Origin of the sequence: Vibrio cholerae, from assembly GCF_008369605.1 — a bacterium.
Taxonomy (GTDB): Bacteria; Pseudomonadota; Gammaproteobacteria; order Enterobacterales; family Vibrionaceae; genus Vibrio; species Vibrio cholerae.
Genome location: NZ_CP043556.1, coordinates 756,080 through 781,915 on the forward strand (window position 1 = coordinate 756,080; position 25,836 = coordinate 781,915).

Annotated in this window: 18 protein-coding genes and 1 pseudogene; 18 read left to right on the forward strand and 1 reads right to left on the reverse strand. The window is 48.5% G+C overall.

Translation table 11 applies throughout. From position 1 onward, the window contains the following. The 16 genes and pseudogenes from tssF (at position 1) to F0316_RS17550 (ending at position 23,192) form a co-directional block, all read left to right on the forward strand. Positions 1–1,770 carry a type VI secretion system baseplate subunit TssF gene (gene tssF / locus F0316_RS17475; protein ID WP_000189792.1) on the forward strand — a complete coding sequence of 590 codons (1,770 nt, stop codon included), beginning with the start codon at positions 1–3 and terminating at the stop codon, positions 1,768–1,770. Then, positions 1,734–2,750, forward strand: coding sequence for a type VI secretion system baseplate subunit TssG (tssG, locus tag F0316_RS17480; RefSeq protein WP_000510180.1), 1,017 nt, complete (start codon positions 1,734–1,736; stop codon positions 2,748–2,750). Before tssF ends, tssG begins: the two co-directional genes overlap by 37 nt. A 2-nt stretch (positions 2,751–2,752) precedes the next feature. Further along, positions 2,753–4,240 (forward strand): type VI secretion system-associated FHA domain protein TagH, encoded by a 1,488-nt coding sequence (tagH, locus tag F0316_RS17485; RefSeq protein WP_001089714.1) that lies wholly within the window; start codon positions 2,753–2,755, stop codon positions 4,238–4,240. A gap of 2 nt (positions 4,241–4,242) precedes the next feature. Continuing rightward, on the forward strand, positions 4,243–4,719 hold the full coding sequence (gene tssJ, locus F0316_RS17490) for a type VI secretion system lipoprotein TssJ (protein ID WP_032474502.1): 477 nt from the start codon (positions 4,243–4,245) through the stop codon (positions 4,717–4,719). 6 nt (positions 4,720–4,725) lie between these two features. Next, positions 4,726–6,060, forward strand: coding sequence for a type VI secretion system baseplate subunit TssK (gene tssK, locus F0316_RS17495; protein ID WP_000458007.1), 1,335 nt, complete (start codon positions 4,726–4,728; stop codon positions 6,058–6,060). A gap of 2 nt (positions 6,061–6,062) precedes the next feature. Continuing rightward, positions 6,063–6,836 carry a type IVB secretion system protein IcmH/DotU gene (icmH, locus tag F0316_RS17500; RefSeq protein ID WP_033927782.1) on the forward strand — a complete coding sequence of 258 codons (774 nt, stop codon included), beginning with the start codon at positions 6,063–6,065 and terminating at the stop codon, positions 6,834–6,836. Positions 6,837–6,861: 25 nt separating this feature from the next. Then, positions 6,862–9,471 carry a type VI secretion system ATPase TssH gene (gene tssH / locus F0316_RS17505; protein WP_149560764.1) on the forward strand — a complete coding sequence of 870 codons (2,610 nt, stop codon included), beginning with the start codon at positions 6,862–6,864 and terminating at the stop codon, positions 9,469–9,471. Positions 9,472–9,473: 2 nt separating this feature from the next. Next, complete coding sequence (vasH, locus tag F0316_RS17510) at positions 9,474–11,066, forward strand: sigma-54 dependent T6SS transcriptional regulator VasH (protein ID WP_000084793.1); 1,593 nt, start codon at positions 9,474–9,476, stop codon at positions 11,064–11,066. Further along, the gene (gene vasI, locus F0316_RS17515) at positions 11,063–11,719 is read left to right on the forward strand and encodes a type VI secretion system-associated protein VasI (protein ID WP_033927781.1); all 657 of its coding nucleotides are present in this window, start codon (positions 11,063–11,065) and stop codon (positions 11,717–11,719) included. The genes vasH and vasI overlap by 4 nt, the downstream gene beginning before the upstream one ends. A gap of 9 nt (positions 11,720–11,728) precedes the next feature. Next, positions 11,729–13,138 carry a TssA family type VI secretion system protein VasJ gene (vasJ, locus tag F0316_RS17520; RefSeq protein WP_000426086.1) on the forward strand — a complete coding sequence of 470 codons (1,410 nt, stop codon included), beginning with the start codon at positions 11,729–11,731 and terminating at the stop codon, positions 13,136–13,138. A 15-nt stretch (positions 13,139–13,153) separates the two neighbouring features. Then, a complete protein-coding gene (gene tssM, locus F0316_RS17525; protein ID WP_149560765.1) occupies positions 13,154–16,699 on the forward strand; it encodes a type VI secretion system membrane subunit TssM in 3,546 nt (1,181 codons plus the stop codon). 50 nt (positions 16,700–16,749) lie between these two features. Beyond that, complete coding sequence (locus tag F0316_RS17530) at positions 16,750–18,012, forward strand: type VI secretion system ImpA family N-terminal domain-containing protein (protein WP_000073080.1); 1,263 nt, start codon at positions 16,750–16,752, stop codon at positions 18,010–18,012. Between the two features lie 252 nt (positions 18,013–18,264). Then, positions 18,265–21,378: a type VI secretion system tip protein TssI/VgrG gene (gene tssI, locus F0316_RS17540; protein WP_149560766.1), complete on the forward strand. Its 3,114-nt coding sequence runs from the start codon at positions 18,265–18,267 to the stop codon at positions 21,376–21,378. After that, positions 21,365–21,748: a hypothetical protein gene (locus F0316_RS17545; RefSeq protein ID WP_001019995.1), complete on the forward strand. Its 384-nt coding sequence runs from the start codon at positions 21,365–21,367 to the stop codon at positions 21,746–21,748. The genes tssI and F0316_RS17545 overlap by 14 nt, the downstream gene beginning before the upstream one ends. A 107-nt stretch (positions 21,749–21,855) precedes the next feature. After that, a pseudogene (locus F0316_RS20390) lies at positions 21,856–21,978 on the forward strand (hypothetical protein). A 173-nt stretch (positions 21,979–22,151) separates the two neighbouring features. Next, a complete protein-coding gene (locus F0316_RS17550; RefSeq protein WP_057569038.1) occupies positions 22,152–23,192 on the forward strand; it encodes an IS481-like element ISVvu4 family transposase in 1,041 nt (346 codons plus the stop codon). A 146-nt stretch (positions 23,193–23,338) separates the two neighbouring features. Here F0316_RS17550 and F0316_RS17555 read toward each other — a convergent pair whose 3' ends face one another. Continuing rightward, positions 23,339–23,599, reverse strand: coding sequence for a DUF3012 domain-containing protein (locus tag F0316_RS17555; RefSeq protein ID WP_000799239.1), 261 nt, complete (start codon positions 23,597–23,599; stop codon positions 23,339–23,341). Between the two features lie 283 nt (positions 23,600–23,882). Here F0316_RS17555 and rbsD point away from each other — a divergent pair, with 283 nt between their 5' ends. Continuing rightward, positions 23,883–24,302, forward strand: a complete 420-nt coding sequence (gene rbsD, locus F0316_RS17560) for a D-ribose pyranase (protein ID WP_000749918.1) — start codon at positions 23,883–23,885, stop codon at positions 24,300–24,302. A 26-nt stretch (positions 24,303–24,328) separates the two neighbouring features. Next, positions 24,329–25,831, forward strand: a complete 1,503-nt coding sequence (rbsA, locus tag F0316_RS17565) for a ribose ABC transporter ATP-binding protein RbsA (RefSeq protein WP_000189454.1) — start codon at positions 24,329–24,331, stop codon at positions 25,829–25,831. Positions 25,832–25,836: the final 5 nt, after the last annotated feature.

A 25,836-nucleotide genomic window follows, 5' to 3' on the forward strand; every position in this document is an offset into this window, starting at 1 on the left:
ATGACGCAAGACAAGTATTTCAGGGAAGAGCTCGCTTTTTTAAAAGAGCAGGGGAAAGAATTTACCGAAATTCACCCTCAGCTTTCGCGTTTTCTTCATGGCCGTACGACCGATCCTGACGTTGAGCGTCTTCTGGAAGGTTTTGCATTTCTTACCGCGCGTTTGCGCGAAAAGGTGGAGGATGAGTTCCCTGAACTTACTCACTCCATCATTAACATGCTGTGGCCAAATTATCTGCGCCCTATCCCGAGCATGAGTGTGGTGGCGTTTGAACCTGACAAAAGTGTCAGCGAGAAGCAAGTCATCCCACGTAATACCCAATTGGATAGCAAGCCAGTCTTTGGCACGGCGTGTCATTTCAACACTTGCCGTGATGTCGCGCTGTATCCGATGCAGTGTCAAGGTGTTCATGCCGAGCACACACGTGAAGCCACGACCATTCAGATCTCGTTGCGCATGTTGGGCGATATGACAGTAGGCGACGCTAAGCTCGATACCGTACGTTTTTACTTAGGTGGTGATAAATACAGCTCGCAAACTCTCTATCTTTGGTTACACCATTATCTACAAAAAATGACCATTGAAGTGCAAGGTGTCGAGTTCGCACTGCCTGCTGATGCGTTTTCAACCGTTGGTTTCTCAAGTGACCAAGCTTTGCTGCCTTATCCAAAGAATGTCTATGACGGTTATCGTATTTTGCAAGAGTACCTGTCGTTTCCTGAAGCCTTTCACTTCTTTGATGTAAAAGGTTTTGCCAAAGCTTTACCGAAAGCGGTCAGCGGTGATTTCACCTTACGCATCCATTTTTCGAAAACATTGCCTGCTGATACGCGAGTGCGTCAGGACAATTTTCAACTCTATTGCACACCGGTCATCAATCTGTTTGAGCATGATGCCGATCCGATCGATTTGACTGGGCGTCGTTCAGAGTATCGAATCGTCCCGTCCAGTCGCTATCCTGCCCACTATGAAATTTTCAGCGTGGATCAAGTGGTTGGTTGGCAAGATACCCAGTCAGAAGGCAAACGGATCCGCGGAGAAAAGCGTATCTACTCTTCTTTTGAAAGCTTCCAACATGAAGTGGAACGGGTTCGTCATCGTCAAGCGCTTTACTATCGCACACGAGTCAAAGAGAGCATCCGGGGGGATGGTTTTGATTCATTTATCTCTTTTGTGCGCGGTGATGAAACCTTATCAATGGGCGTGGATGAAGCCGTCTCAATCAAACTCACCTGCACCAATCGCTTGCTGCCATTGGAACTTGGGGTGGGGGATATTTGCGTAGCGACCGACAGCTCACCCCCTTTTGCCACATTCAAAAATATTACGGTGCCTTCGCAGTCACTGCGCCCGGTTCTCGATGGCAGCTTACTGTGGACGCTGATCTCGAATCTATCGCTGAACTACCTATCACTGCTTTCAAAAGATGCACTGAGCTGTGTGCTACGCGCTTACGATTTTCGCGCCTTGGTCGATAGGCAAGCTGAACGTGTCGCACGGATGCGCCTTGATGGCATAGTCAAAATTGAATCTAAACCGGTTGATAAAATCCTACGTGGTTTGCCTGTGCGTGGTTTGCAATCGACTTTGTATGTCGATCAAGCGGGATTTGGCTCGGAAGGTGATTTGTTCCTGTTTGGTACGGTACTCAGTCATTTCTTTGCACTTTACGCCAGCATCAACTCATTTCACGAATTAGTCGTGGTTAACATCAGCAATCAAGAGAAGTACTCATGGGGCACACAGAGCGGAATGCAGCCGTTGATCTGAATTCAGATCCAGCGCAAGCCTCTCCCTTGAGCTTGCCGGGCAATGTACGGGAATACAACTTCTACCAACTGGTTGAGCTGTTGCAAAAACTGGCTGATATCAATCCCGAATCGGAAGAGTGGGAGCGCGATTGCCGCTTGGTGTTCAGTGCTAACCCGAGCCTTGGATTTTCGCCCAGTGATGTGATGGCGCTTGAAGCGCGTGACGATGAGCGTTGGGTTATGTTGACCAACTTTTTTGGCCTTTCCGGTGCACAGTCGCCTCTGCCGGGGTTCATCCTTGAGCAATTGGTGACGGAAGAGCCTGGGGGATATAAGCAGCCGTTTCTCGATTTTTTCAATAACCGATTGATTAATTTGGTTTATCGCGTTTGGCGTAAATACCGTTACTACGTACGTTTTCAGCCCGGTGCGCAGGATGTGTTCTCTGCACAGCTGTTTGCGCTGGTGGGGTTGGGCGATCCTGACCTTCGCGGTGAAACGCCGATCAACTGGTGCAAAATGCTGGCTTACGCGGGCACGCTTGCCGGACGTAGCCGTTCGCCACAAGTCGTGGCCGGCATTATTGCTCACTGTTTTGATTTACCGGATGTCTCCATTCGCCAGTGGGTCAGACGTCGGGTATCGATTGACCGGAGTCAGCAACTGGCGCTGGGCAAGCAGAATGCGCGGTTGGGGATGGACACGGTGATTGGCGAGTCCGTTATTGATTGTAGTGGAAAATTTATTATCTGTATCAAACGGTTATCTCGCAGTCGTTTTGCTGATTTTTTGCCCTCCGGTAAAGAGTATCAGCCACTTTGCAAGCTGGTGGAGTTTATTTTGCGCGAACAGATGGCGTATGACCTCGAGCTGGCGATGGATGAACGAGAAGCGCCGCTGTTTTGTCTGGATACTAAACAGAATATCGCCCTCGGCTGGACTTCGTTTCTTGGCCAAGATGCAGCCAATAAACATGTGTTAATTCAAGTAAGGCAATAACCATGAACTCAGTGACATTACCTTCGTTGACCCTATTAGTCACCAATGCTCAGCACTTAGAGTCTGGCTTGTCCGCTCAGCATACGTGGACCTCGTCAGGTGGGGTGATCGGCTCATCGCCGAATGCGCAGTGGCGTTTGGTCGATGCGCAAGGCAGTGTAAAACCCATGCACTGTGAAGTGATGATGGTAGACGGGGCGTATTGTTTAAAAGACAGCTGCGGCAGCACGTATGTCAACGGGGCAGACATGCCACTGGGCGTTGGGCAAATGGCACGTCTGACTCACAAAGATGAAGTGAGTGTGGGGCCTTACCGTTTGCGAGTGCTGTTTGGTAACGCCATCGAAGTGGAAGAACAATATGGATCTTTAGATGCGCTGTTTGCCTCTAAGGATGAGGATCTGCTAGCGGATTTGACGCTCGACATCGAACCAGAAAAAAACGAATTACCAACCAATACAGACCCATTACAGGCGCTCGATAACCTGATGGGTGCGGCGGGCAGTTCGACCTCCTTACTGGATGATCCTAAAAGTGAGCAGCCGTTATCCGCCCAACCTAGCCTCGTGCCACAAGATAACTTAGTGCTGCAAAATGCCGATTTTACGCCACAAGCGGACAGTGAGTATGAGATGACCTCATCTATCCGCCTTAAGAAAATTCTTGGTTTTGCGAAGGCCACCTTTGCTAAGCAAACCAAATCAGAAGCACCGAACGTGACTTCTGCCACCCCCACAATTTCTCAATATAAAACCAGCGAAAGCAACGTATCAGAGGGCTTCACAATGGATGAAAAAGTACTGGATTTGTTAGAAGAGGAAGTTGCGAAAAGTTTCCAACCGCAGTTGGAGAAAAGCGCGTATTCCACTATGCACACAAGCTCAACCAGCCAAGCTAACCACTTGGTGACAGGTCCGATCTTGGAAGGGCTCGGCGTAGATCTGAGCGATGAAAATGATATGAATCGTATGCATCTTTTATCGCAAGAGTTGGGTGAGTCTTTGCAAGCTTGTGTGCGCGGTTTACTCGATTTGCATCAACAAGTGAGTGAAAGCCGTTTCGGTACTTTGAACCGTAATCTGCAACCCATTGAAGATAACCCGCTGCGTTTAGGCCTCTCCTATGAAGAGACGATCCGCACTCTGTACGATGCTGATAAGAGCGTCGTGCACCTTTCTGCCCCTGCGGCGATTGCTGAAAGCCTAAAAACCGTTCGCGATCATAATGAAGCGATGCAGTTCGCCACGTCAGAAGCCTTGAGCCAAATTCTCAACGCTTTCTCACCACAGGTGATGCTGCGCCGATTCCACCACTACAAGCGCAATTCTGATACCACACAAACTTCAACGGATGCTTGGGCGTGGAATATGTACTGCAGCTACTACCAAGAGCTGACCTCTAACCGCCAACGCGGCTTTGAGAAGTTGTTCTGGGAGATCTTTGAGCAAGCCTATGATCGCAAAATTCGCGAGAAGCAACTGGAGCTATAACCGTGAACAAAGTGCTGTGGATGCTGTTTGCCTTGACGGTACTGACCGCGTGCAGTTCGTCGGATAAGTACGAGCCTGCGAAAGAGCCGACCAAGGTGACTTTTAGCTTAGTCAGCGATGAAGGGGTGAACCCGAACATCTGGGGTGAAGCGTCACCGATAGAAATTCAAGTTTTTGAGCTAAAGGATGACTCGATGTTTATGTCGTCCGACTACGACCAGATCAAAACCGATTATAAAAAAGCGCTGCGCAGTAACTTTGTTAAAAACTACGACTATGTACTGACTCCAGGGCAGTTCAAATTCGTCAACGCTTTCGAAGTCGATGGGGAGACCAACTACATCGGCGTGATGGCTCATTTTGCCGAGCCGGAACTTAGCGAATGGAAGAAAGCGGTCAAGGTGATCAATAAAGGGCGAGAGTATCACTTGCTGATGCTGTTTAAAGACTACGATGTGAAATTGGATAGGGTGGAATAACAAACGATGTTTGCGCGTAACCGAGTGATCTGGAATGAAGGGCTATTTATTAAGCCGCAACATTTCCAGCAACAGCAGAGATATACGGAGTACTGCCTAGACGAGCGCCTGAGCACCGTGAGCCGTTACTTGTATGGGATTTCCGAGTTGTCGCTCAACCCGGAATACCTCTCGTTTGGCCGTATTGCGATTGAGCGTGCGGTCGGCGTGATGCCCGATGGCACCACCTTTCGTATTCCTCAAGAAGATCATCTTCCCGATGCGCTCGAAGTGACCGATGCGTCATTGGCAAACCAGATTGTCTACTTAGCAGTACCGCTACGTAGTGAGTCGCTGATGGAGATTAACTGGCCAGAAGAGCGTGGTACGGGGCGCTATGTCAGCCGTCGTCTCGAAGTGCGTGATGTCCATAGCGTGCAGGGTGATACCACGACGATTGATGTTTCCCCTGTGCGTTTGCAACTCATGCTTGAGCGAGAGGATCGCAGTGCGTATGCCTCAATTGCTATTGGCCGTATTTTAGAAAAACGTCCTGATGGCAGTGTGGTGCTCGATCCGGATTTCATCCCTTGTCACTTGAATGTGGTGGGCATCTCTGCGCTGCACCGCTTTATTAATGAGATGTCAGGCCTGATGCGTGAGCGAGCGAAAAATATTGCTCAGCGGATCAGCTCTCCAGCACAAGGTGGGGTTGCTGATGTTTCGGACTTTATGCTGCTGCAAGCTTTAAACCGTCTGCAACCACAAATGAAGCATTTGGCAGAGCTGCGCAGCTTACACCCAGAGCGTCTGTTTGAATGTCTCTCGTGTGTGTGTGGTGAGCTGGCTACCTTTACTGACGAAAGTCGTCTGCCGCCCAGTTTGCCAAGCTATAACCATGATTCACCCAGCCACTCTTTCCAGCCGCTGATCCGCAGCTTGCGTCAGAGCTTGAGCGTGGTGCTAGAGCCGCGCGCCGTCTCTATCCAACTGGATAAACGTAAGTACGGTTTGATGGTTGCGCCAATCCATGATCCGCAACTGATGGAGAGTGCAGAGTTTATCATCGCGGTTAAAGCTCGCATGCCGTTGGATGAGCTACGTCGTCTGTTTACTCAGCAAACCAAAGTGGCATCGGTTGAGAAAATTCGTGAACTCATCTCACTGCAACTGCCGGGTATTCCATTGACGCCATTACCGGTCGCACCGCGCCAATTGCCTTACCACGCTGGCTACACCTACTACCAACTGGATAAAACCAGCGCTGCATGGGCGATGTTGACTCATTCCAGCGGTTTTGCGTTCCACGTTGCTGCAGCTTTTGACGATCTTGAGCTGCAATTCTGGGCTATCAGGAGCTAACTATGTCACAGAGTAAAAAAGAGACGCCATTAGCCAGTTTGTTGTTCGACGATGTGGAAAAAATTAACCACGACCAAGACTACTGGTTCCAATTGCGTGGGGACAATCCGAATGTGCTGATTGATGCCGCGACACCCTTGTTTGGGCTTTCTCTGCGGGTTCGCACCCTCACCGAATGCGACAACATTGAACAGATCTACCGTCAGACGATTGAAGAGATCAAAGCGATTGAAATTGAGTTGACGGAGCAAGGTTACGAACACGCCATTTTGATGGCCTATCGTTACATCTTGTGCGCCTTTTTGGATGAATCCGTGATGGGAACCGAGTGGGGCGCGTCCAGTTTATGGGCCGAGCACTCCATGCTGTCACGTTTCCATAATGAAACGTGGGGTGGCGAGAAAGTGTTTACGATTTTGAGCCGTCTTGAGGGTGAACCACACCGTTACCAAGCGCTATTGGCCTTTATTTATCACTGCCTGATTTTGGGCTTTGAAGGCAAATACCGTGTGATGGAAGGGGGACAAGCTGAGCGCGAAAAAGTGATCAGCCGCCTGCATCAACTGCTGAGCAGCTTGGAAGAGAGCGAGCCACAAGACTTAACCCGTCCGACCGATCATGTGGTGCGTGCGAAATACACCCTAAGCAGACAGATGCCTGTTTGGTCTGTGTTTGCTGGCTTTATCGTGCTTTGGATAGGTCTATTTCTCAGCTACAGCTATGTGCTGCATAGCAAATCCAGCGATGTGCTCAATCAACTCAATCAAATACTTTAAACATAATTAGGCTAGGTGGTACGTTGTGATCCGTATTGAATTACCCACTCTTATTGCAAAACTGAATGCACAAAGCAAATTGGCTCTGGAGCAAGCGGCCTCTCTCTGTATTGAGCGCCAACACCCTGAAGTCACTCTAGAACATTATCTGGATGTGTTACTGGATAATCCCCTCTCTGATGTGCGTCTCGTACTCAAGCAAGCGGGGCTGGAAGTCGATCAGGTGAAACAGGCCATCGCATCAACCTATAGCCGTGAACAGGTCTTGGATACCTATCCAGCGTTTTCGCCACTGCTGGTCGAGTTACTGCAAGAAGCTTGGCTGCTTTCCAGTACCGAGTTAGAGCAGGCTGAGCTGCGTTCAGGGGCGATTTTCTTAGCCGCGCTGACCCGTGCGGACCGTTATCTGTCATTCAAATTGATCAGTTTGTTTGAAGGCATCAATCGCGAAAACCTCAAAAAACACTTTGCGATGATCTTAAGTGATTCTGCAGAAACCGCAGTGGCTAAAACAGACAAAAATGCGGCCAATCCACTGCAAGCTGCCGCAGAAACACCACTCGGACGCTTTTGCACGAATGTGACTGAGCAAGCCCGTAACGGTGAGCTTGATCCTGTCCTGAGCCGTGAAAATGAACTCAACTTGATGGTGGATATTCTGTGCCGTCGCCGCAAAAACAACCCGATTGTGGTGGGTGAAGCAGGTGTTGGTAAAAGTGCCATGATTGAAGGTTTGGCGCTGCGTGTGGTGGCTGGCAAAGTGCCGACCCAACTGCAAAATGTAGAACTCTATTCGTTGGATCTTGGTCGCTTGCAAGCGGGTGCATCGGTGAAAGGCGAGTTCGAAAAGCGCCTAAAAGGGGTGATTGATGCGATTAAGCAATCGCCTAAACCGATCATTTTATTCATCGATGAAGCGCACACCTTAATTGGTTCTGGTAACCAAGAAGGGGGCAGTGATGCGGCAAACTTGCTCAAGCCTGCGCTGGCGCGTGGTGAGTTAAGCACAGTGGCGGCGACGACGTGGAAAGAGTACAAAAAGTATTTTGAAAAAGATCCCGCGCTGACGCGCCGTTTCCAACTGGTCAAACTCGATGAACCAACGATCGATCAAGCCGTCGATATTCTGCGCGGTCTTAACAGTGTCTATGAAAAGGCACACAACGTACTCATCACTGATGATGCACTAAAAGCTGCCGCTGAACTGTCAGCGCGTTACATCTCAGGTCGTCAACTGCCCGATAAAGCGATTGATGTGCTGGATACCGCTTGTGCGCGGATTGCGATCAATATGACCACGCCACCTAAGCGTTTAGCGCTACTTGAAACCTTGTGCCATCAGCGTCAACTCGAAATTGACATGCTAGAGCGGGCGCAATTCCTTGGCCAAGAGGTCGATAGCGAGCGCCTCGATGTTCTGCGTAATCAAGAGTTGGCCGATGAAGCGGAAAAAACCGCGTTGACACAGAGTTGGCAGCAGCAAAAAAGCTTGGTGGAGTCGATCATCGCACTGCGTGCTGAGCTGATGGAGTTAAGCCAAGCGCAAGAGCAAGATCCCGACCATTTATTGGTGGTGCGTACGGCGCTGCAAGAGCAGTATCAAGCACTCGATGCGATTGATCATGCTGAGCGCTTGATGCACCCGCAAGTCGATGCGGATCAGATTGCTGAAGTGATCGCCGATTGGACGGGCGTGCCTGTTGATCAGATGAACACCGATGAGCTGCATAAAATCACCCATTTGACCTCGATTTTAGGCCAAGCGATCAAAGGCCAAGAAACGGCCATCGAACGTATCCATCGTCACTTACTGACAGCGCGTGCCGATCTGCGTCGTCCGGGACGTCCGAAAGGGGCATTCCTGCTGGTGGGGCCAAGCGGTGTAGGTAAAACCGAAACGGTAGTGCAACTGGCAGAGCAGCTTTACGGTGGTAAACAGTTCCTCACCACCATCAACATGTCGGAATACCAAGAGAAACACACCGTTTCCCGCCTGATTGGTTCACCTCCGGGTTATGTTGGCTACGGTGAAGGCGGTGTGCTGACGGAGGCTATCCGTAAGATGCCTTATTCGGTGGTTCTGCTTGATGAAGTCGAAAAAGCCCATCCAGAAGTTTTAAATATCTTCTACCAAGGCTTTGATAAAGGCGAAATCGCCGATGGTGAAGGTCGTGTCATCGACTGCCAAAACATCGTGTTCTTCCTGACATCGAACTTAGGCTACCAAACCATAGTCGATTATGCCGATGAGCCCGCCAAGCTTGATGAAGCGCTTTATCCTGAATTGGCCGCTTTCTTTAAACCTGCTCTGCTGGCGCGTATGGAAGTGATCCCTTACCTACCACTGGGTAAAGAAGTGTTGGCACAGATTGTTCGCGGCAAGCTGGCTCGTCTCGAGAAACTGTTCAAGACACGTTACAACGCAGAAGTGGTGATTGAAGAGAGCTTAATTGACGAAATCTTAAGCCGTGCGACACGCAGCGAAAACGGTGCGCGTATGCTGGAGGCGATCATTGAAGGGCAATTGCTGCCGCCCGTTTCATTGGCGCTGCTGAATAAACTCGCCGAGAGAGCGCCCGTTGAGCGCATTCGTTTAGCGGCAGAAGCGGGTGAATTTATCGGAGAGGTAGCGTAACCATGAGTCAATGGCTGGCGTTTGCAACCCAATTGGTGGGAGTAAGGAAGTCCCACCAGCTTGCGCTGCAATTTGTTGATCTGCTGACTCAAGGCTTAGATCTGAGTGATAGCCTTTTGTTGTTGCCATCGTCGGATGGGCGTTTACTTGTGCCTCATGATCCACAGCGTCAGTTCGCGTGGTCAGTGACGGATTTTGATGTGCCTTTTGCCCATGTTTTGCAGTCATCCAATGCGATGCATTTGACCGCAGAAGAGTTGGTATTTTGGCAATCCAATCGCACTTTTAGCCAGTTAACCTCTCGCGTGGGGATGTTTGATTCGGTATGGATCCAACCCCTGCCGATGGATACTCGTCAAGTACACTCGATCTTGCTGTTGATGGGCGAGAGTCACGGTATCGTGAGCGCTTTTGAAAACGCGGACTTTTTGAAGTTTATCGAGGTCTTTTCCCAGCAATGGTCACTGCTCAACGATATGGAACGTGAAGAGCAGCGCCGCTTGGAGCTGAAACAATCGCTGACGGATATTGAACGCGACTCGGCGCAGCGCTCACTGGCCAATGCGTTATCGCGTACTTTGATTGGTGAAAGCGCTGCGATGCAAAAGCTGCGTGAGCAGATTGTCTCTGCCGCTAACTCTCAGCTCTCGGTCATGGTGCAAGGTGAAACTGGCACGGGTAAAGAGTTAGTCGCCGCGGCTGTGCATGAACTTTCGTCACGTAAGTCTGCGCCGTTTGTTGCGATCAACTGTGCGGCGATCCCTGAGCATCTACTGGAAAGTGAACTGTTTGGTTACTGCAAAGGGGCATTTTCTGGAGCGGACAGCGATAAACAGGGACTTATCGCACAAGCGAATGGTGGCACGCTATTTCTGGATGAGATCGGCGATATGCCGCTCACCTTACAAGCCAAATTATTGCGTGTGCTTGAATCGCGTACTTTTCGACCGCTCGGTGGTAAGCAGGAGCTCAGTTCCGATTTCCGTCTGGTATCGGCCACACACGTCAATCTGCTGGATCAAGTACGCAAAAAAGAATTTCGCCAAGATCTCTATTACCGTCTATTCCAGTATCCGATCACCTTGCCGCGTCTGGCGGCACGCTTGGAAGATATTGAGCTGCTCAGTGAGCACTTTGTGCGCGTGTTCAACTTGCAACATAACACGCGCATTCGTGGTTTGAACTATCGAGCCATCGACTGCCTTAAGCAGTACGATTTCCCGGGAAATGTGCGTGAGCTGAAACATTTGATTGAGTTTGGCTGCGCGCAAACAGCAGATGGTACGCAGGTGGAAGCTAGTTGCTTTGCTCATCGTTTACAAACCCTACCCTGTCTTGCGCCAGAGGCGACGCCGGTAGCCGTTTCCGTCGAAACTGAGAACGTGGATCTTGAACCCTCGGTTGCGTTGGCTGGAGAACCGAATTTTGCGGTTATCCATGATTTGAAACAGGCGGTCAGTCAGTTTGAAGCGTTGATCATCAGTGAGCGTTTGAACCGCTTTGCTGGCGATCGCGCGAAAGCGGCGAAAAGTCTCGGTATCCCTAAGCGTACCTTGGCCTACAAGTGCCTGAAATTGGAGATCAAAACCCCATGAGAATTACCGTTTTAGTGGCCAGTTTGATCTTGGGTTGCGCGGGCTCTGCGCATGTTCTAGCGGCCTCGCAAGCGGCGGGATCACAGGTTGAGCAAGCTGAGCTGTGCCGCGAAATTCCTGTGCGTTTAGAGCGTTTGGCTTGTTTTGACCGTGTCTTTGCCACGCCCCTTGAGCAAGTGGCTATCGCACCGTCCAATTCTTATCCCGCAGAGTGGCAACGCGCCATGGCGGCATTGTCTGAGTCGCAGTCCGAAGCGGGTTGGGTATTAGGTACGCAAGGTGAAGGACGGGGCAGCAGCGCTTGGATTGCTTTGCCTGCGCAAAATCGCAGCTCAGGGGAAACATCTCCGCCAGTGCTCTTGCTCAGTTGCATTAATAACCTGAGCCGCATTGAGCTGGCTTTACCGAAAGAAGTGGCTGATGCACGGATTCAAGTCTCTATCCGACACGAGACACAGTTCTGGCGCAGTGACGATCACGGCGTACTGTTTTCCTCGGCTCGCGGCATGCCTGCGATCGAAATGATGAAATTGGCCGCCAGTGAGCCTCGCCTGTTGCTGCGTTCTAATGCGCCCTTTGCTGACGGATTACAGTTTGATACTCGAGGTGTCAATGAAGCCCTTGATGCTTTGCGCGAACGCTGTGGATGGTAAGGAGCCCGTATGGAAATGACTGAATACCGTCAGTGTGTGGCCAAACCGATCAGCAGTAGCAATCCTGTCGGAGAGCGGCTAGTCGATCACCCACTGTTTGATTTTATTGAGGATCAGATGATGAAAGTGGGCTCTCTTTCTCACGCTTCAGTGCAGTGGGATGAAGTGGAGCACAGCACTCTCAAACTGCTTGGTGAACAGAGTAAAGACATCAAGCTTTTGGTTTACCTGCTGCAGTGTCTGCATAACCAAGTTACCCCGACGCGCCTTATTACCTCGTTTGCGGTGATGAGTGAGTTCCTCAATCAATATTGGAACGACAGTTATCCAGCGCCGGGCGCACGTGGCAATCTGCCGCGACGTAAATTTTTCAGCCAGATGGCGCAACGTTTTACCACGGTGATCGAAAAGTTCGATTTTCATCATCTGGATGAAGCGGATCGCCAAGCGCTGCAAGCGGCGGTTGAAGAGTGGCAACAAGCCGTTGAGAAACAAGGGCTCTCTTCTGAGTTGGTGGAGTCTGTGGTGGTGCGAATTACCGCGGAGATCAAACGCGCAGAGCAGCGCCAGCAAGTGACGGCGCAAAGCAGCGCGGAGCGTGAAACACCAAGTGCTGCAACGCCTTCTCCTGCGGCGAGCATGGTGGTGGATCATTCGAGTGACAAAGCAGCGAAACAAACCCTACTCAAAGTGGCAGATTTTCTTGCCGAACAAGAGTTTGGTATCGCTCTTTCGATTCGTCTGCGCCGCTTTGCGGTGTGGGGCAGCATTACCTCATTGCCCGATCATAAACCCGATGGTGAAACACTGCTGCGAGGAATGCAGGCGGATCGCGTCAAGGATTACCAAGATCAACTCCGTCACCCCGATTTAGCCTTGTGGCGCAAAGTCGAACAGAGCTTAACCATGGCTCCTTATTGGTTTGAAGGACAGTGGATGAGTTACACCATTGCCCAGCAACTCGGCAAAAGTGATTGGTGTCAGGCGATTGCCGAAGAAACACAACAGTTTTTACGTCGTTTGCCTTCGCTGCTTGAGCTCAAATTCAAAGGCGGAGAGCCGTTTGTCAGTGATTCGGTCAAAGAGTGGCTGGCGAGCGTAGGTCAGAGCCAAGGTGCTGCGGGGCAATCGGTCGGCGGAGATTGGCAAGAGAAGCGTAAAGAGGCGTTTCAACTGGCTAAAGAAGGTGGAATCGCCGTGGCACTTTCCATGCTCAATGATGGCTTGGTCAGTGCGGTGGAACCGCGTGACAAATTTTACTGGCGATTGCTATCGGCGGATCTGCTGCGGGCAAATCATCTCGATGCGATGGCTGGTGAACAGTATCAAACTCTGCTCAATCAGGTAACGACGCTGTCTGTTCCTGAGTGGGAGCCGAGTTTAGTGGAACAAATTCAAAGATATACAACGTCAGAGTAAACAAGGACACAATTCATGTGGAAATTCATTGTTGGAATAGTAAGGCGGCTTAAACCCACGGTGGTGGCAGCACTTCCCATTTTGCTATTCACTACGTTCATTTTGCTGAACGTTGCCATTTGGTGGGCAGGCCCTTGGTTAGAAGTGGCTGGCTATAAACCGCTGGAGTCGATCATGGCTCGAGTTGTGTCAAGCAGTCTGTTTACTCTCGGCTGTTTAGCCGTGTGGGGCATTTGGCAGTGGCGTAAGTTGCAAGCTTTCAAATCGGAACAAAAGCGCGAAGAGCAACTGCGCCAAGATCCGATCAAGGTGTATGAGCAGCGCCAAGAGGTTGAACTGAATCAGGTGATGCTCAACATGAAGCAGAGCCTAAATAAACACAACTACTTGTATGCACTACCTTGGTATTTGGTTCTAGGTTTAGAAAATGCGGGTAAAACCAGCCTGATCAACCGTTCTGGTCAGAACTTTGTCTTCTCTTCGGTCATGCGAGCTTCGGGACAAAAAAGCGAAAACCCATACTCGTTTGATTGGTGGATTGGTGATGAATCTGTCCTGATTGATCCTGATGGTGAGCTGTTAACGCAAGGTAATCTTAGTGAAGAAAATGATGGTGCGTTAGAGCGCCGCTTATGGTTGCATTTTGTCGATTGGCTAGACCGCACTCGTAGCCGCCGCCCGCTAAATGGCATCGTGTTGGCGTTGGATGTGGCGCATCTTGCTACCGCCACTGCCTCAGAGCGTAAAGCTTATGCCAATTTGCTGCGTGCTCGTCTGCGTGAGTTGATGGAAACCTTATCGACTCGTCTGCCGGTGTACATTGCACTGACTAAGCTTGACTTACTGCACGGTTTTGAGCCTTTCTTTAAGCACTACACCAAAAGTCAGCGCGAAGAGGTGTTGGGTTTTACCTTCTCAATGGATTCGGTAGATAACCTAGATTCATGGTTGGAAGAGTTTGCCAGCGAGTACACCCAATTTGTGTCACGAGTTAATGGCATGCTGCCGCATGCGGTCGCAGCGCCAATGACGCTTGAAGAACGTAACGCGATTTACAGCTTCACGCGTCAAATCTCAGGTTTGAAAGAGATTTTGCAACAGTTTTTCCAAGAGGCTTTGGCGAGCGATCAATTCTCAACGTCAGCGCTGGTGCGTGGTGCCTATTTCACGTCGGTTTACCAACAAGGTGTACCTACCAACGCTTTTGATGATGCGGCTTCCCGTCGTTATGGTCTGTCTCATGCGATTAATACGGCGCAGCGCGCGAAAAACTCCACGGTCTATTTCACGCAAAAATTGTTTACCCACATCATCTATCCTGAAGCAGGTTTAGCGTCCGATAATTTCCGGGTTGCAAAAAACAAACGCCGTTTGATGGGGCTCTCTTTTGTCGCATGCTCAGTGGCGACTTTGCTGTTGGCAGGTACTTGGCATCGTAACTACCTCAATAACGTGCAACACGCCGATACTGTATTAACCAAAGTGAATCAGTATAAAGAGCAGTTCCCGACCAGCCGTTCACTGGCCTCACAAAGAGAGGTATTGGATCCGTTGAACAAGATCCGTGAGGCGACACTGGAGTTTGGTTTCTTCCGTGATAAACCTCAGTACATCTCCGATTTTGGTCTCTACCAAGGGCACACCATTGGCCCGAAAGTAGAAGAGACCTACTTAAACTTACTCGAAACTCGCTTCTTGCCTCTGTTGATGGCGGACACCATTGTTGCGCTCAATCAAGCTGAGACAGATGAAGAAAAATTAGCGGTGCTGCGCGTGTATCGCATGCTGGTCGATAAAAGTGGTCGTTACCAAGACTATGTGATGGATTATTTTGCGAAGTATTGGCAAAAATCCTTCTCAGGTCAGCGTCAAATTCAGGAAGAGCTGCTCGGCCACTTAGATTACGCGATGCGTCATACGGACCTCACTGCAGAGCGTCTCAACGGTGATAAAGGGGCGGAGCAGGTGATGCGCCCTTACGATAAAGTGATTGCTCGTGCTCAGGTTGAACTGGGTTCAATGCCAAACGACCAGCGCGTCTATCGTAACTTGAAGTTGAGCGCACAAACGGTGCTTGGTCCTTCGGTTAACTTGCGTAGCTTGATTGGGCCGGTGTTCGATGTGGTGTTTGAAGAGCGCGTTCTTAACAGTAGCAGCCTGTTTATTCCTCAAATGCTCACCAAGCGTGGTTTTGATGACTACTTTATGCCGCAATCTGAATCGGTCTCTGAGCTGGCACTGATTGACAGTTGGGTTCTGGGACAGAGCAAAACGGCGCAGTTTAGTGAAGCAGACAAGCAGGCACTGCGCGAAAAAATCCGCGATCTTTATGTGGCGGATTACACCAACACATGGCGCGCAGCACTCAATGAAATTGATGTGAAGTATTTCAATGACATCAATGATGCGGTCATGGTTTTGGAAAATATCACCAGCAACCTTGAGCCGATGCAGCGTCTACTGCGCACATTAGATGACAACACCCAACTGTACAGTGCGTTACCTAAAGATGAATCGGCGTTAAAAGAGCTGCTGAAAAGCCCGAAATACAAAGTGGCTTCGATGATTGAAACTCCATTTGCCGATCTGAACGGTATGCTCAAGCCGGTAGGCAGCAAACCAGCTTACATGACGGAAGTTTTGGCTTCGGTGGATGAGCTGAAAAGCTACTTGAAATCGATTCAAGATGCTCCCGATGTCGGTATGGCGGCGCTCGATGCAACCAAAGCGCGGGTCAAACTGGTTAATGCTGACCCTATCTATACCTTAAAGCGTATCTCGTCAGGACTGCCGAAGCCGCTGGATAGCATGATGGCAAAACTCGCAGATGAGAGCTGGTATGTGGTCAAGCAAGAAGCGATCAAGCATCTGGAAGTACGCTGGACGGAGGATGTGTATAAAACCTTCCAAAGCAAGCTGGCTGGGCGTTATCCATTCAACCCCGCATCAAATAAAGATGTGGCCTTGGCCGATTTTGAAGCCTTCTTTGCGCCGAATGGCACGTTAGACAATTTCTACAATCAGCAACTGAAGATGTTTATTGATGAGAACATCAGCGTCGCGTCGGATGACTCAGCGCAGTCGATCATTCGTAAAGAAGTGCTGGATCAGATCAAGCAAGCGCAGAAAATTCGTGAGGCTTTCTTCAACCGTAAAGGAATTTTGGATGTCAGCTTCTCGGTTGAGCCGCTCAGTTTGAGTAACAACAAGCGTCGTAGTGTGCTGAATGTGGATGGTCAGTTCTTAGCTTACAGCCATGGCCCGCGTGAAAATGTGGAGCTGATTTGGCCTAACACGCTGCGTGATTCTGCGGTGTCTAAGGTGACCTTGATTCCAACCCAAACCAATATGTCACCGCGCAGTTTGCAAATCCAAGGACCGTGGGCATTCTTCCGCTTATTGGATCAAGGTGATGTGGTTTCGGCGAGTCAAACGTCGGTTGATTTCAAATTTATCGTCGATGGTGGTGAGATGATCTACCGTATTAACGCAGAGGCCGATGCCAACCCATTTACCGAACGCCTGTTCAAGTCGTTCAAACTGTCTAAAACACTCTATTAATAGGTTGCCAGAGCGAGTTTTTCGCTCTGGCTTTTTAGGACGAAGTTGTGATGTCCAATGTGATTTTTATTGATAACGTTTGCTACCGATTAACCAATGATTCTGAGGAGATTCGCGGATTAGAGCCCTATGCGAAGGTTCGTGAGGAGATAAACCGCCGTTTTAATCCGATTGCCGGGGGCACGGATTGGGCAGTGGTAAAAGAGTACTGTGAACAACTGGCCTGTAACCAAGGAATGGACTTTCTGATCTGCGGTTACTATGCGGTAGCCTGCCTGAAAACTCAGGGGCTGGCGGGGTATGCCACCGGTATGGAGCTGATGAGTGCAAGCCTTGCTAACCAAGGTGAGTGTGATGTGAAAAGCGCCAAAGTGCGCAAAGAGATCCTTGATTGGGTCAATGCACGTGTGGTGCAGGAACTGAAAGCACTTAAGCCAACTTATGAATCGCTGCGAGATCTGTATCGGGCTGAGCGCCATTGCGAGCGGTTACATCAGCTGTTTGAACAGCAACAAACCGAATACAAAGTAGACTTTGAAGGGGTCGGGTTTGCTCTGTTTGAACACATAGACAGAATTGAAACCCAATACCACAGCTTATTGAAAAAGCAGGAGAAGGCTCAGCCACCTAAGCTTAAGTTTTGGCAGCGCGGTTACGCGTTGTTCACTCTAGGTGTACTTGGGGTTGCACTGGGAGTGGTGGGGGGCTACTGGGGGTGGCCTTGGTTTTATACCACGCCTTATGCCGCGCCACAGCGCATCACCACGTTGAATGAGGCCTCTCAAACTCAAGCACTGCTCAACGACTCTTCCACAAGTGAGCGTGCGCGTTGGCAACATGATTTGATCCCGCTGTATCGCGATACTTTGCAGCAGAATTTAACCATCTCGTTTAGTGAACCTAAGCGACATGCCATCACTCAGCTGAATCTATTGCGCACTCTTTATCCTGAAAACGAGCAAGTGAATGCACTGAGTCAAGAGTTTGCCCTTCAGCAGCAACAAGCGTTGGAGCAAACCGCGCTGTTCGTGGCTAAGTTCAGCGAAATTCGCACCAAAATGGCCAATATCTCGTTACTGGCTAAGCGAGGGAAATGGGCTGAGTTAGAAAAGCAGACCAAATCATTAGAAGAGTTCGCGGTCAGCCTATCACCGATTTATGGTCGAGTTGACTATGTGCAAGGCCTCCTTGAACAGGGCGATGTCACAAATGCCCAGAAAGAGTTTGCGATCCTCAAACAAAGGCTAGATAGCCTAAGTTGGAAAATTGCCGAGCTTGAGCAGCGTATCGGCGATGCGGCTTTGTTGCAGTGATGGCTGAAGGAAGAGGTGGGGCAAAAACTCGCTCATAGGCAGTTTTTTGCTTGATTGGGGCAAAGGATTGCTCAGTGATCAGAGTTAGCCCTGGTGCTAAACAGGGAAAAGTAGACAAAAAGCTGGCATTGAGTTTGCCATTGACTGCCACACAATATTTTCAACGCACCATTTTCAACGAACCATTTTCATCGAACTTAAGATGGCCACATATCGAGTGCTATCGTCGAAAAAAAGAACAAGGAAAACAGCATGGCAAGGTTACAGTTTCAATTAAAGGTGGATGGCCTTGAGGATGAATCCCTCGTCGTACGCGGATTTGAAGGGCAAGAGTCCTTGTCTGATTCTGTATGGCGCAGTGAACCCTGCTATGGTTTTCGCTATCAGGTTGATTTAGCCAGTGCGCTAAGCAACCTTACTGCTGAGCAATTTGTCGACCAAACCGCTCATTTAACCATTCTGCGTGACGGGCAAGTGGTGCAGCAAATAAACGGTATTGTGCGTCAATTGAGCAAAGGGGATACCGGCCATCGACATACTTTCTATTCATTAACGCTAGTTCCTGCGTTGGAAAGGCTTTCTTTACGCAGTAATAGCCGTATTTTCCAGCAGCAAAGCGTGCCGAAAATTATCTCTATTTTACTGCAAGAGATGGGGATTGAAGATTACGCCTTTGCCCTTAAGCGTGAGTGTGCCCAGCGAGAGTTTTGTGTACAGTATCGTGAAACAGATTTGCAGTTTTTACACCGTATCGCCGCCGAAGAAGGCTTGGTATACAGTCACCTACATGAAGCGCAGAAACACACCTTGCTGTTTACCGATAGCTCGGACAGCCAACCGAAGTTAGCCAAGCCAGTACCTTATAATGCGCTGGCGGGTGGCGAGATCAATCTCCCTTATGTGGTCGATCTGCAATTCAAGACCACCGCGCAAGTCAGCCATACCGAGCTAAAGGATTACAGCTTTAAAAAGCCAGCTTACGGATTTACTCAGCGTACGCAGGGTAAAGATATCGCTTATCAGCAGCCAAATTATGAGCATTTTGATGCTCCGGGACGCTACAAAGACGATGCAAATGGCAAGGCCTTTAGCCAAATTCGCTTAGAGTATTTACGCCGCGATGCTTTGCTTGCTGATGCGAAGAGTGACGAACCTTTGCTGTTGGCGGGAGTGCGTTTTGACTTGCAAGATCACCTTGATCTCGCAATGAATCGAGATTGGCTCGTGGTACAAGCCAATCACCAAGGGACGCAGCCACAAGCGTTACAAGAAGAGGGGGGGTCAGGCGCTACCACTTACAGCAATCAGCTAAAACTTATCCCCGCTCACATCACTTGGCGAGCAAGGCCTTGTGCTAAGCCGCAAGTGGATGGTCCCATGATCGCCACCGTAGTTGGGCCACAAGGTGAAGAGATTTATTGCGATAACTTTGGTCGCGTGAAAGTGCATTTCCCGTGGGATCGCTACTCAAGTAGCAACGAAAAAAGCTCTTGCTGGGTACGAGTGGCACAAGAATGGGCGGGTAGCCAATACGGTAGTATGGCGATTCCGCGAGTTGGCCATGAAGTGATTGTTTCGTTCCTGAATGGCGATCCGGATCAACCCATCATCACAGGTCGTACGTATCATGCGACCAATACCGCGCCTTACGCCTTGCCTGACCACAAAACCAAAACCGTACTGCGCACTGAGACTCACCAAGGGCAAGGCTACAACGAACTGAGTTTTGAGGATCAAGCGGGCAGCGAACAGATTTTGCTGCATGCACAAAAAGATTGGGATGCGTTGATTGAGCATGATCACACCGAAGTGATTCGCCACGATCAGCATCTCACTGTGGACAATGATCGCTTTATTCGCATCCAGCGCAATCAACACGTTACCATCGAAGGCGAAAGCCGTAGCAAAATCGCACTCGATAGCAGCCATGAAGTCGGCGCGTCACTACAACACAAAGTCGGGCAACGCATTGCTGTCGAGGCGGGTAAAGAGATTTCACTCAAAAGCGGCGCAAAAATCGTGGTTGAAGCCGGAGCGGAGTTAACCCTAAAAGCAGGGGGCAGCTTTGTAAAAGTCGATGCAGGTGGCGTGCACTTAGTCGGTCCTGCCATTAACCTAAACGCGGGCGGCAGTGCAGGCAGCGGTAGCGCTTATGGTGGGCAATTAGCCGCAGCACCAAGAATGTTAGCGCAAGCTAAACCAGTAGCAGAATTGGTTCAGCCGGATATTGCTGCCTCAATGCAATCAGGCGCGGCGCGTGTTATTGATGTTGCATCACTCCCCACTATTATGCCGAGTTCAGCCAATAACACGGCAAATGATGAGCCTGTGGCTGAAGAGAAAACACCGGAGCGAATTTTAAAATCCGATCTTCTCAAACCATCCGATGAGTTAGAGAAACTCGCCAAGCGACAAGCGAGTGCTTATCGTCAAGGTAATAACAGCGATGAGGTTAAGTTACTACAAGAAGCGCTCATAAAACTGGGGTTTGATCTCGGGAAAGCAGGAGCTGATGGTGACTTTGGTGGCAAAACTAAAACCGCGATTGAGCAGTTTCAGAAAAGCTATCAACCAAGCCACCAAACACATCCGTCCTACAGCATTGGCCCCGTTGACGGTATTGTCGGCAACGGTACACTACTGGCACTAGATGAAGCCTTGATGGATGGGTGGGTGTATGAAAATGATGAGATGGATTTGAAATGGTTGACTGTACCCAAAGGTCAGCTCACTTTTGATGCCGAAGGGAATGATGTTGATTCATCAACTTTTTTTTCTAGAAAAGTGCACGTACCTAATATGAGAGGTAGCGTTATTGGAAATTCAGGCGTGACCATCGGGCGGGGACTTGATTTAGGTAATCCTCCAAGTGCTGCCAGTGGGCAAACACCTTCAAAAATAAACTTGAAAGAGTTATTTGAATTGGCCAACCTTAATCCGAAATTGTCAAAATGGTTATTAAGTGTTGAGGGAAAAACGAAGGATTCGGCATTAGAGTCTCTTAAGAATAGTGGTTTGTCTGATGAGGAGTTAACGATTACTAGAAAGCAACAGTACATAATGTTTAATCATGTATATGACTATCTAGAAGAGAAGACAAGGGTATTAATAACAAAGCCAGACGTAAAAGCTGCATATGGTTCTGTTGATTGGGATGGAATGCCAAGAAATGTGAAAGATGTATTAGTAGATATTACTTATCGTGGTGATAGTTATTCTAAAACACGAGCATGGTATGTTCCAACTTTAGTTAATGACAGAAATTCTGTAGATTATTCAAACTTCAAAAAATCGTTGGATTATAAAAATTCAATATGGGATAAAGTGCCCTTGAGTAGAAAGAGAGTAAGATATGAACATCTTTAAAAAAATCATATATTGCATCATATTAATTATGTTTTCATTACAAGCCGTTGGGGGTAGTATTCCTTCCAGTAGCCAATTGAGAAGTTTACTTCGTTCATATGACATACAAACCGCTAATATAGGCGAGACAATAGCCTATATACCAATAGAAAAGCCATGCTTAAATTTGCTTGCTAGAAATGAGCATTATGAATATTGTGTAATCAATGAAGGAGAAAATCTTTCAAATGGTGATAAAGAAGGCTTTTTTATAACATTAGATAGTGTCTCAGAGAGTTCGGTTAGTTTTTCATATAATACCATTTGGTATTCAGTAAACTGCCGTTTATCAATTTCAGATAAGAAAATCAAATGCGATAAGGCTGAATAAAGAGAATAGACAATCTAAACATATGTGAATTTAATTTCATCAATGTTAGTTGTTATTATTATCTTGTGAAATATAGTTAAAAATAAAACAATCTTCATAAGAAGTGTATGTGTTACACAAACGTTGGTGGATAAAGTGGTGAATTGTTAATGAATCAATGCGATCTATCAATATTACAAGATCCTGGAAATTATATTCAACAGTATATAGAGGATGTTGATAATAGTTAGGATTAGCATCACAAATAAGTTTGTGATAATGAATGCCTTGGGTTTATTACGGATTGTTAATTAAATTGTATTAGTTCCGACTAGATCTGACACTTCAATTTGAAAAGAAGAGAGTTACCCACTTTGATTAAAGGTGCTTAATCACTAGTCAAAGACAAAAAGAGGTAACTCTCATGCTTCATACTAGCAATCCAATCATCAAACACAAAGCGGGCCTTCTCAATCTTGCAGAAGAACTCGGTAATGTATCTAGAGCCTGTAAGGTTATGGGGGTATCAAGAGATACTTTCTACCGTTATCAAGAGTTGGTTGAGACGGGCGGTATTGATGCTCTGATTAACCAGAGCCGAAGAGCACCGAACTTAAAGAACCGTGTTGATAGTGAAACTGAGCAAGCCGTTATCAAATACGCCATCGACTTCCCAGCTCATGGACAAGTTAGAACGAGTAATGAATTACGTAAACTGGGGGTGTTTATCTCTCCAAGTGGCGTACGCTCAATCTGGCTTCGCAATGACCTAGAGAACTTCAAGAAACGTCTTATCGCACTGGAGAAACAGGTCGCAGAGAACGGTATTATCCTAACGGACGAGCAAGTCGCGGCTCTTGAGCGTAAGAAGCACGATGATGAGGCTTGTGGTGAGATAGAAACAGCGCATCCAGGTTATCTCGGCTCTCAAGACACGTTCTATGTTGGCAACTTGAAAGGTGTTGGGCGCATCTATCAACAAACCTTCGTTGATACCTACAGTAAAGTCGCCTTTGCCAAGCTCTACACAACGAAAACACCAATCACAGCAGCGGATATGTTGAATGATAAGGTTCTACCGTTCTTTGAGGCGCATGAACTGCCAATGCTGCGAATCTTGACTGACCGAGGCACTGAATACTGTGGTCGTGTTGAACAGCACGATTACCAGCTCTACCTAGCCATTAATGATATCGACCACACGAAAACTAAAGCGATGTCACCACAAACAAATGGTATCTGCGAGCGCTTCCACAAGACCATATTGAATGAGTTCTACCAAGTGACATTCAGAAAGAAACTGTATGGTTTTATCGAAGAGTTGCAGAAAGATCTGGACGAATGGATGGACTACTACAACAATCACCGTACTCATCAAGGAAAAATGTGCTGTGGCAGAACGCCGATAGAAACATTAAAGGATGGGAAATCAATCTGGGCTGAAAAGAATCTAGCCCAGATATAATCTGACAGGCACCAAGTCGAAAAGTGGGTAACTGTCAGATCAGGTCTGAATTAGTACAATTAAATATCAATGATATTAAAAATACATCGATTAAATTGAGTCGTTGTTAAACCCCCAGAGCAATTAAACACTGGGGGTTTTCCTTCTTACAGCACACAATATTTAGCGTACGAACCTGCTTCTTTGGCTGTCCAGTCACCTTTGGATTTCTCATCCATATCTTCGCACCAAGATTTGCTGCCGACTTCATTGTTGAAAATGCAGTGTTTGGCGAAGTCGAGCGTGTCTTGAGTATTCCACTCGCTTTTCGGTTTTTCGCGCATATCTTCACACCAAGCTTTGCTGCCCACTTCGCTACAGGCCGAAAGCGTAAGCGCACTCATGATCACCAGCAGAGTGTTTTTCATCAATTATCCTCATCAAATCTTCATTACTTGCTGCCACTATACCGAACTGAGATGCCGCTGTGTTAAATCGGCGCGAAATGATCACCGTTCGACCCTATCACTATTCATCAAAGTGAGTATTCAGTACATCATTTTGCTGATCGTTTTCACACTCTGTGGATTTGTCGCGTGCAAACTTAATTGAGTAAACTATTATGTCATCGAAACGTTTCGATGTGCATTTTTTCGCCAACTGAAAGTGATGCTGTCGTTATTCAAACGTGAATCAATAAAAGGTATCACCATGAAAAAAAGTACCCTACTAAACTCTGAACTCTCTTACTTGGTGGCAACACTCGGCCATACCGATGAAATCACGATCTGTGATGCTGGGCTGCCAATCCCTGATGAAGTGACGCGTATTGATCTCGCGCTGACTCACGGGGTGCCTTCTTTTTTGGAAACAGTACGGGTGATTTTGTCTGAATCGCAGATTGAAAGTGTCATCGTGGCACAGGAGTTTGCTCAAGTAAGCCCGGTGTTGCATGAAGCCTTATGTCGCGAGCTGAAAGCAGAAGAACAATTGTGCGGTAAGCCAATTGCCATCCAATACATCAGCCATGAAGCGTTTAAACAACGCACGTTGCAAAGCCGCGCGGTAGTGCGCACCGGTGAATGTACGCCTTACGCCAATGTGATTTTCCAAGCGGGTGTCGTGTTTTAACCACGCCCAACCATGGAGGAACCACTATGACTCAAGCAATTTTAGCCCTGAGCCAAATTGAAAAAGCGTTCCCTGGCGTAAAAGCCTTGGACAAAGCGAGCCTGAATGTCTATCCGGGGCGGGTAATGGCGTTAATGGGTGAAAACGGTGCTGGCAAATCAACCTTGATGAAAGTGCTGACCGGCATCTACAGCAAAGATGCGGGCAGCATTGAGTATCAAGGCCAACCTGTCAGTTTTAAAGGTCCACGAGATTCGCAACTGGCGGGCATCAGCATTATTCACCAAGAGCTCAACCTGATCCCGCAGCTGACGATTGCGGAAAATATTTTCCTTGGTCGTGAGATGACTTCGCCATTCGGACGCATTCTGTGGGATGAAATGCATCGTAAAGCGGATCAACTGCTTGCACGTTTGAATGTGAAACACAGTGCTAAAACCTTGCTCGGCGAGCTGAGCTTGGGTGAGCAGCAGATGGTGGAAATTGCCAAGGCTCTGTCGTTTGAATCGAAAGTCATCATCATGGATGAACCGACGGATGCGCTGACTGATACCGAAACCGAATCTCTGTTCAATGTCATTAATGAACTGCGCGAACAAGGCTGCGGTATTGTGTATATCTCACACCGTTTGAAAGAGATTTTTGAGATTTGTGACGACATCACCGTACTGCGTGACGGCAAATTTATTGGTGAGTGCCGCGTATGCGATACCAATGAAGATGGCCTGATTGAGATGATGGTTGGCCGTAAACTGGAAGAACAGTACCCACGCATTGCCGCGCAGCAAGGTGACATCAGCCTTGAGGTGATTGGCCTAACTGGCTCGGGTGTGCACGATGTCAGCTTTACGCTCAAAAAAGGCGAAATACTTGGCGTTTCTGGCCTGATGGGGGCTGGGCGCACTGAACTGATGAAGGTGATTTATGGCGCGCTGCCTTCGGAGCGTGGCGTGATTAACCTCAACGGGCGCACGGTTAACCCTGTCAGTCCGCAAGATGGTTTGGCCAATGGCATCGCCTATATCTCTGAAGATCGTAAAGGCGATGGCTTGGTACTCGGTCTTTCGGTGAAAGAGAACATGTCACTTTGCGCGCTCGATCAACTGAGCAAAGGTATGCAAATTCGTCATGCCGATGAAGTGATTGCTGTGGATGACTTTATTCGTCTGTTCAACATCAAAACCCCAAGTCGTGAGCAAATCATTGGCAACCTTTCTGGGGGCAATCAGCAGAAAGTGGCGATCGCTAAAGGACTGATGACCAAACCCAAAGTACTGATTTTGGACGAACCGACTCGCGGTGTTGACGTTGGCGCGAAAAAAGAGATCTACCAATTGATCAACCAATTCAAAGCTGAAGGCATGAGCATCATTTTAGTCTCCTCAGAAATGCCCGAAGTGCTGGGCATGAGTGACCGCATTCTGGTGATGCATGAAGGGCGGATTAGCGGCGAGTTTATGGCGAGCGAAGCCGATCAAGAGAAATTAATGGCGTGTGCGGTAGGGCGTAACCCTGCTCACGCAGCATGAAACAA

Excerpts from the sequence above, each read along its gene's own strand:
- tssF (WP_000189792.1), top strand. The coding sequence starts at position 1 with ATGACGCAAGACAAGTATTTCAGGGAAGAGCTCGCTTTTTTAAAAGAG.
- tssG (WP_000510180.1), top strand. The coding sequence starts at position 1,734 with ATGGGGCACACAGAGCGGAATGCAGCCGTTGATCTGAATTCAGATCCA.
- tagH (WP_001089714.1), top strand. The coding sequence starts at position 2,753 with ATGAACTCAGTGACATTACCTTCGTTGACCCTATTAGTCACCAATGCT.
- tssK (WP_000458007.1), top strand. The coding sequence starts at position 4,726 with ATGTTTGCGCGTAACCGAGTGATCTGGAATGAAGGGCTATTTATTAAG.
- icmH (WP_033927782.1), top strand. The coding sequence starts at position 6,063 with ATGTCACAGAGTAAAAAAGAGACGCCATTAGCCAGTTTGTTGTTCGAC.
- vasH (WP_000084793.1), top strand. The coding sequence starts at position 9,474 with ATGAGTCAATGGCTGGCGTTTGCAACCCAATTGGTGGGAGTAAGGAAG.
- vasI (WP_033927781.1), top strand. The coding sequence starts at position 11,063 with ATGAGAATTACCGTTTTAGTGGCCAGTTTGATCTTGGGTTGCGCGGGC.
- vasJ (WP_000426086.1), top strand. The coding sequence starts at position 11,729 with ATGGAAATGACTGAATACCGTCAGTGTGTGGCCAAACCGATCAGCAGT.
- tssM (WP_149560765.1), top strand. The coding sequence starts at position 13,154 with ATGTGGAAATTCATTGTTGGAATAGTAAGGCGGCTTAAACCCACGGTG.
- F0316_RS17530 (WP_000073080.1), top strand. The coding sequence starts at position 16,750 with ATGTCCAATGTGATTTTTATTGATAACGTTTGCTACCGATTAACCAAT.
- tssI (WP_149560766.1), top strand. The coding sequence starts at position 18,265 with ATGGCAAGGTTACAGTTTCAATTAAAGGTGGATGGCCTTGAGGATGAA.
- F0316_RS17545 (WP_001019995.1), top strand. The coding sequence starts at position 21,365 with ATGAACATCTTTAAAAAAATCATATATTGCATCATATTAATTATGTTT.
- F0316_RS17550 (WP_057569038.1), top strand. The coding sequence starts at position 22,152 with ATGCTTCATACTAGCAATCCAATCATCAAACACAAAGCGGGCCTTCTC.
- F0316_RS17555 (WP_000799239.1), bottom strand. The coding sequence starts at position 23,599 with ATGAAAAACACTCTGCTGGTGATCATGAGTGCGCTTACGCTTTCGGCC.
- rbsD (WP_000749918.1), top strand. The coding sequence starts at position 23,883 with ATGAAAAAAAGTACCCTACTAAACTCTGAACTCTCTTACTTGGTGGCA.
- rbsA (WP_000189454.1), top strand. The coding sequence starts at position 24,329 with ATGACTCAAGCAATTTTAGCCCTGAGCCAAATTGAAAAAGCGTTCCCT.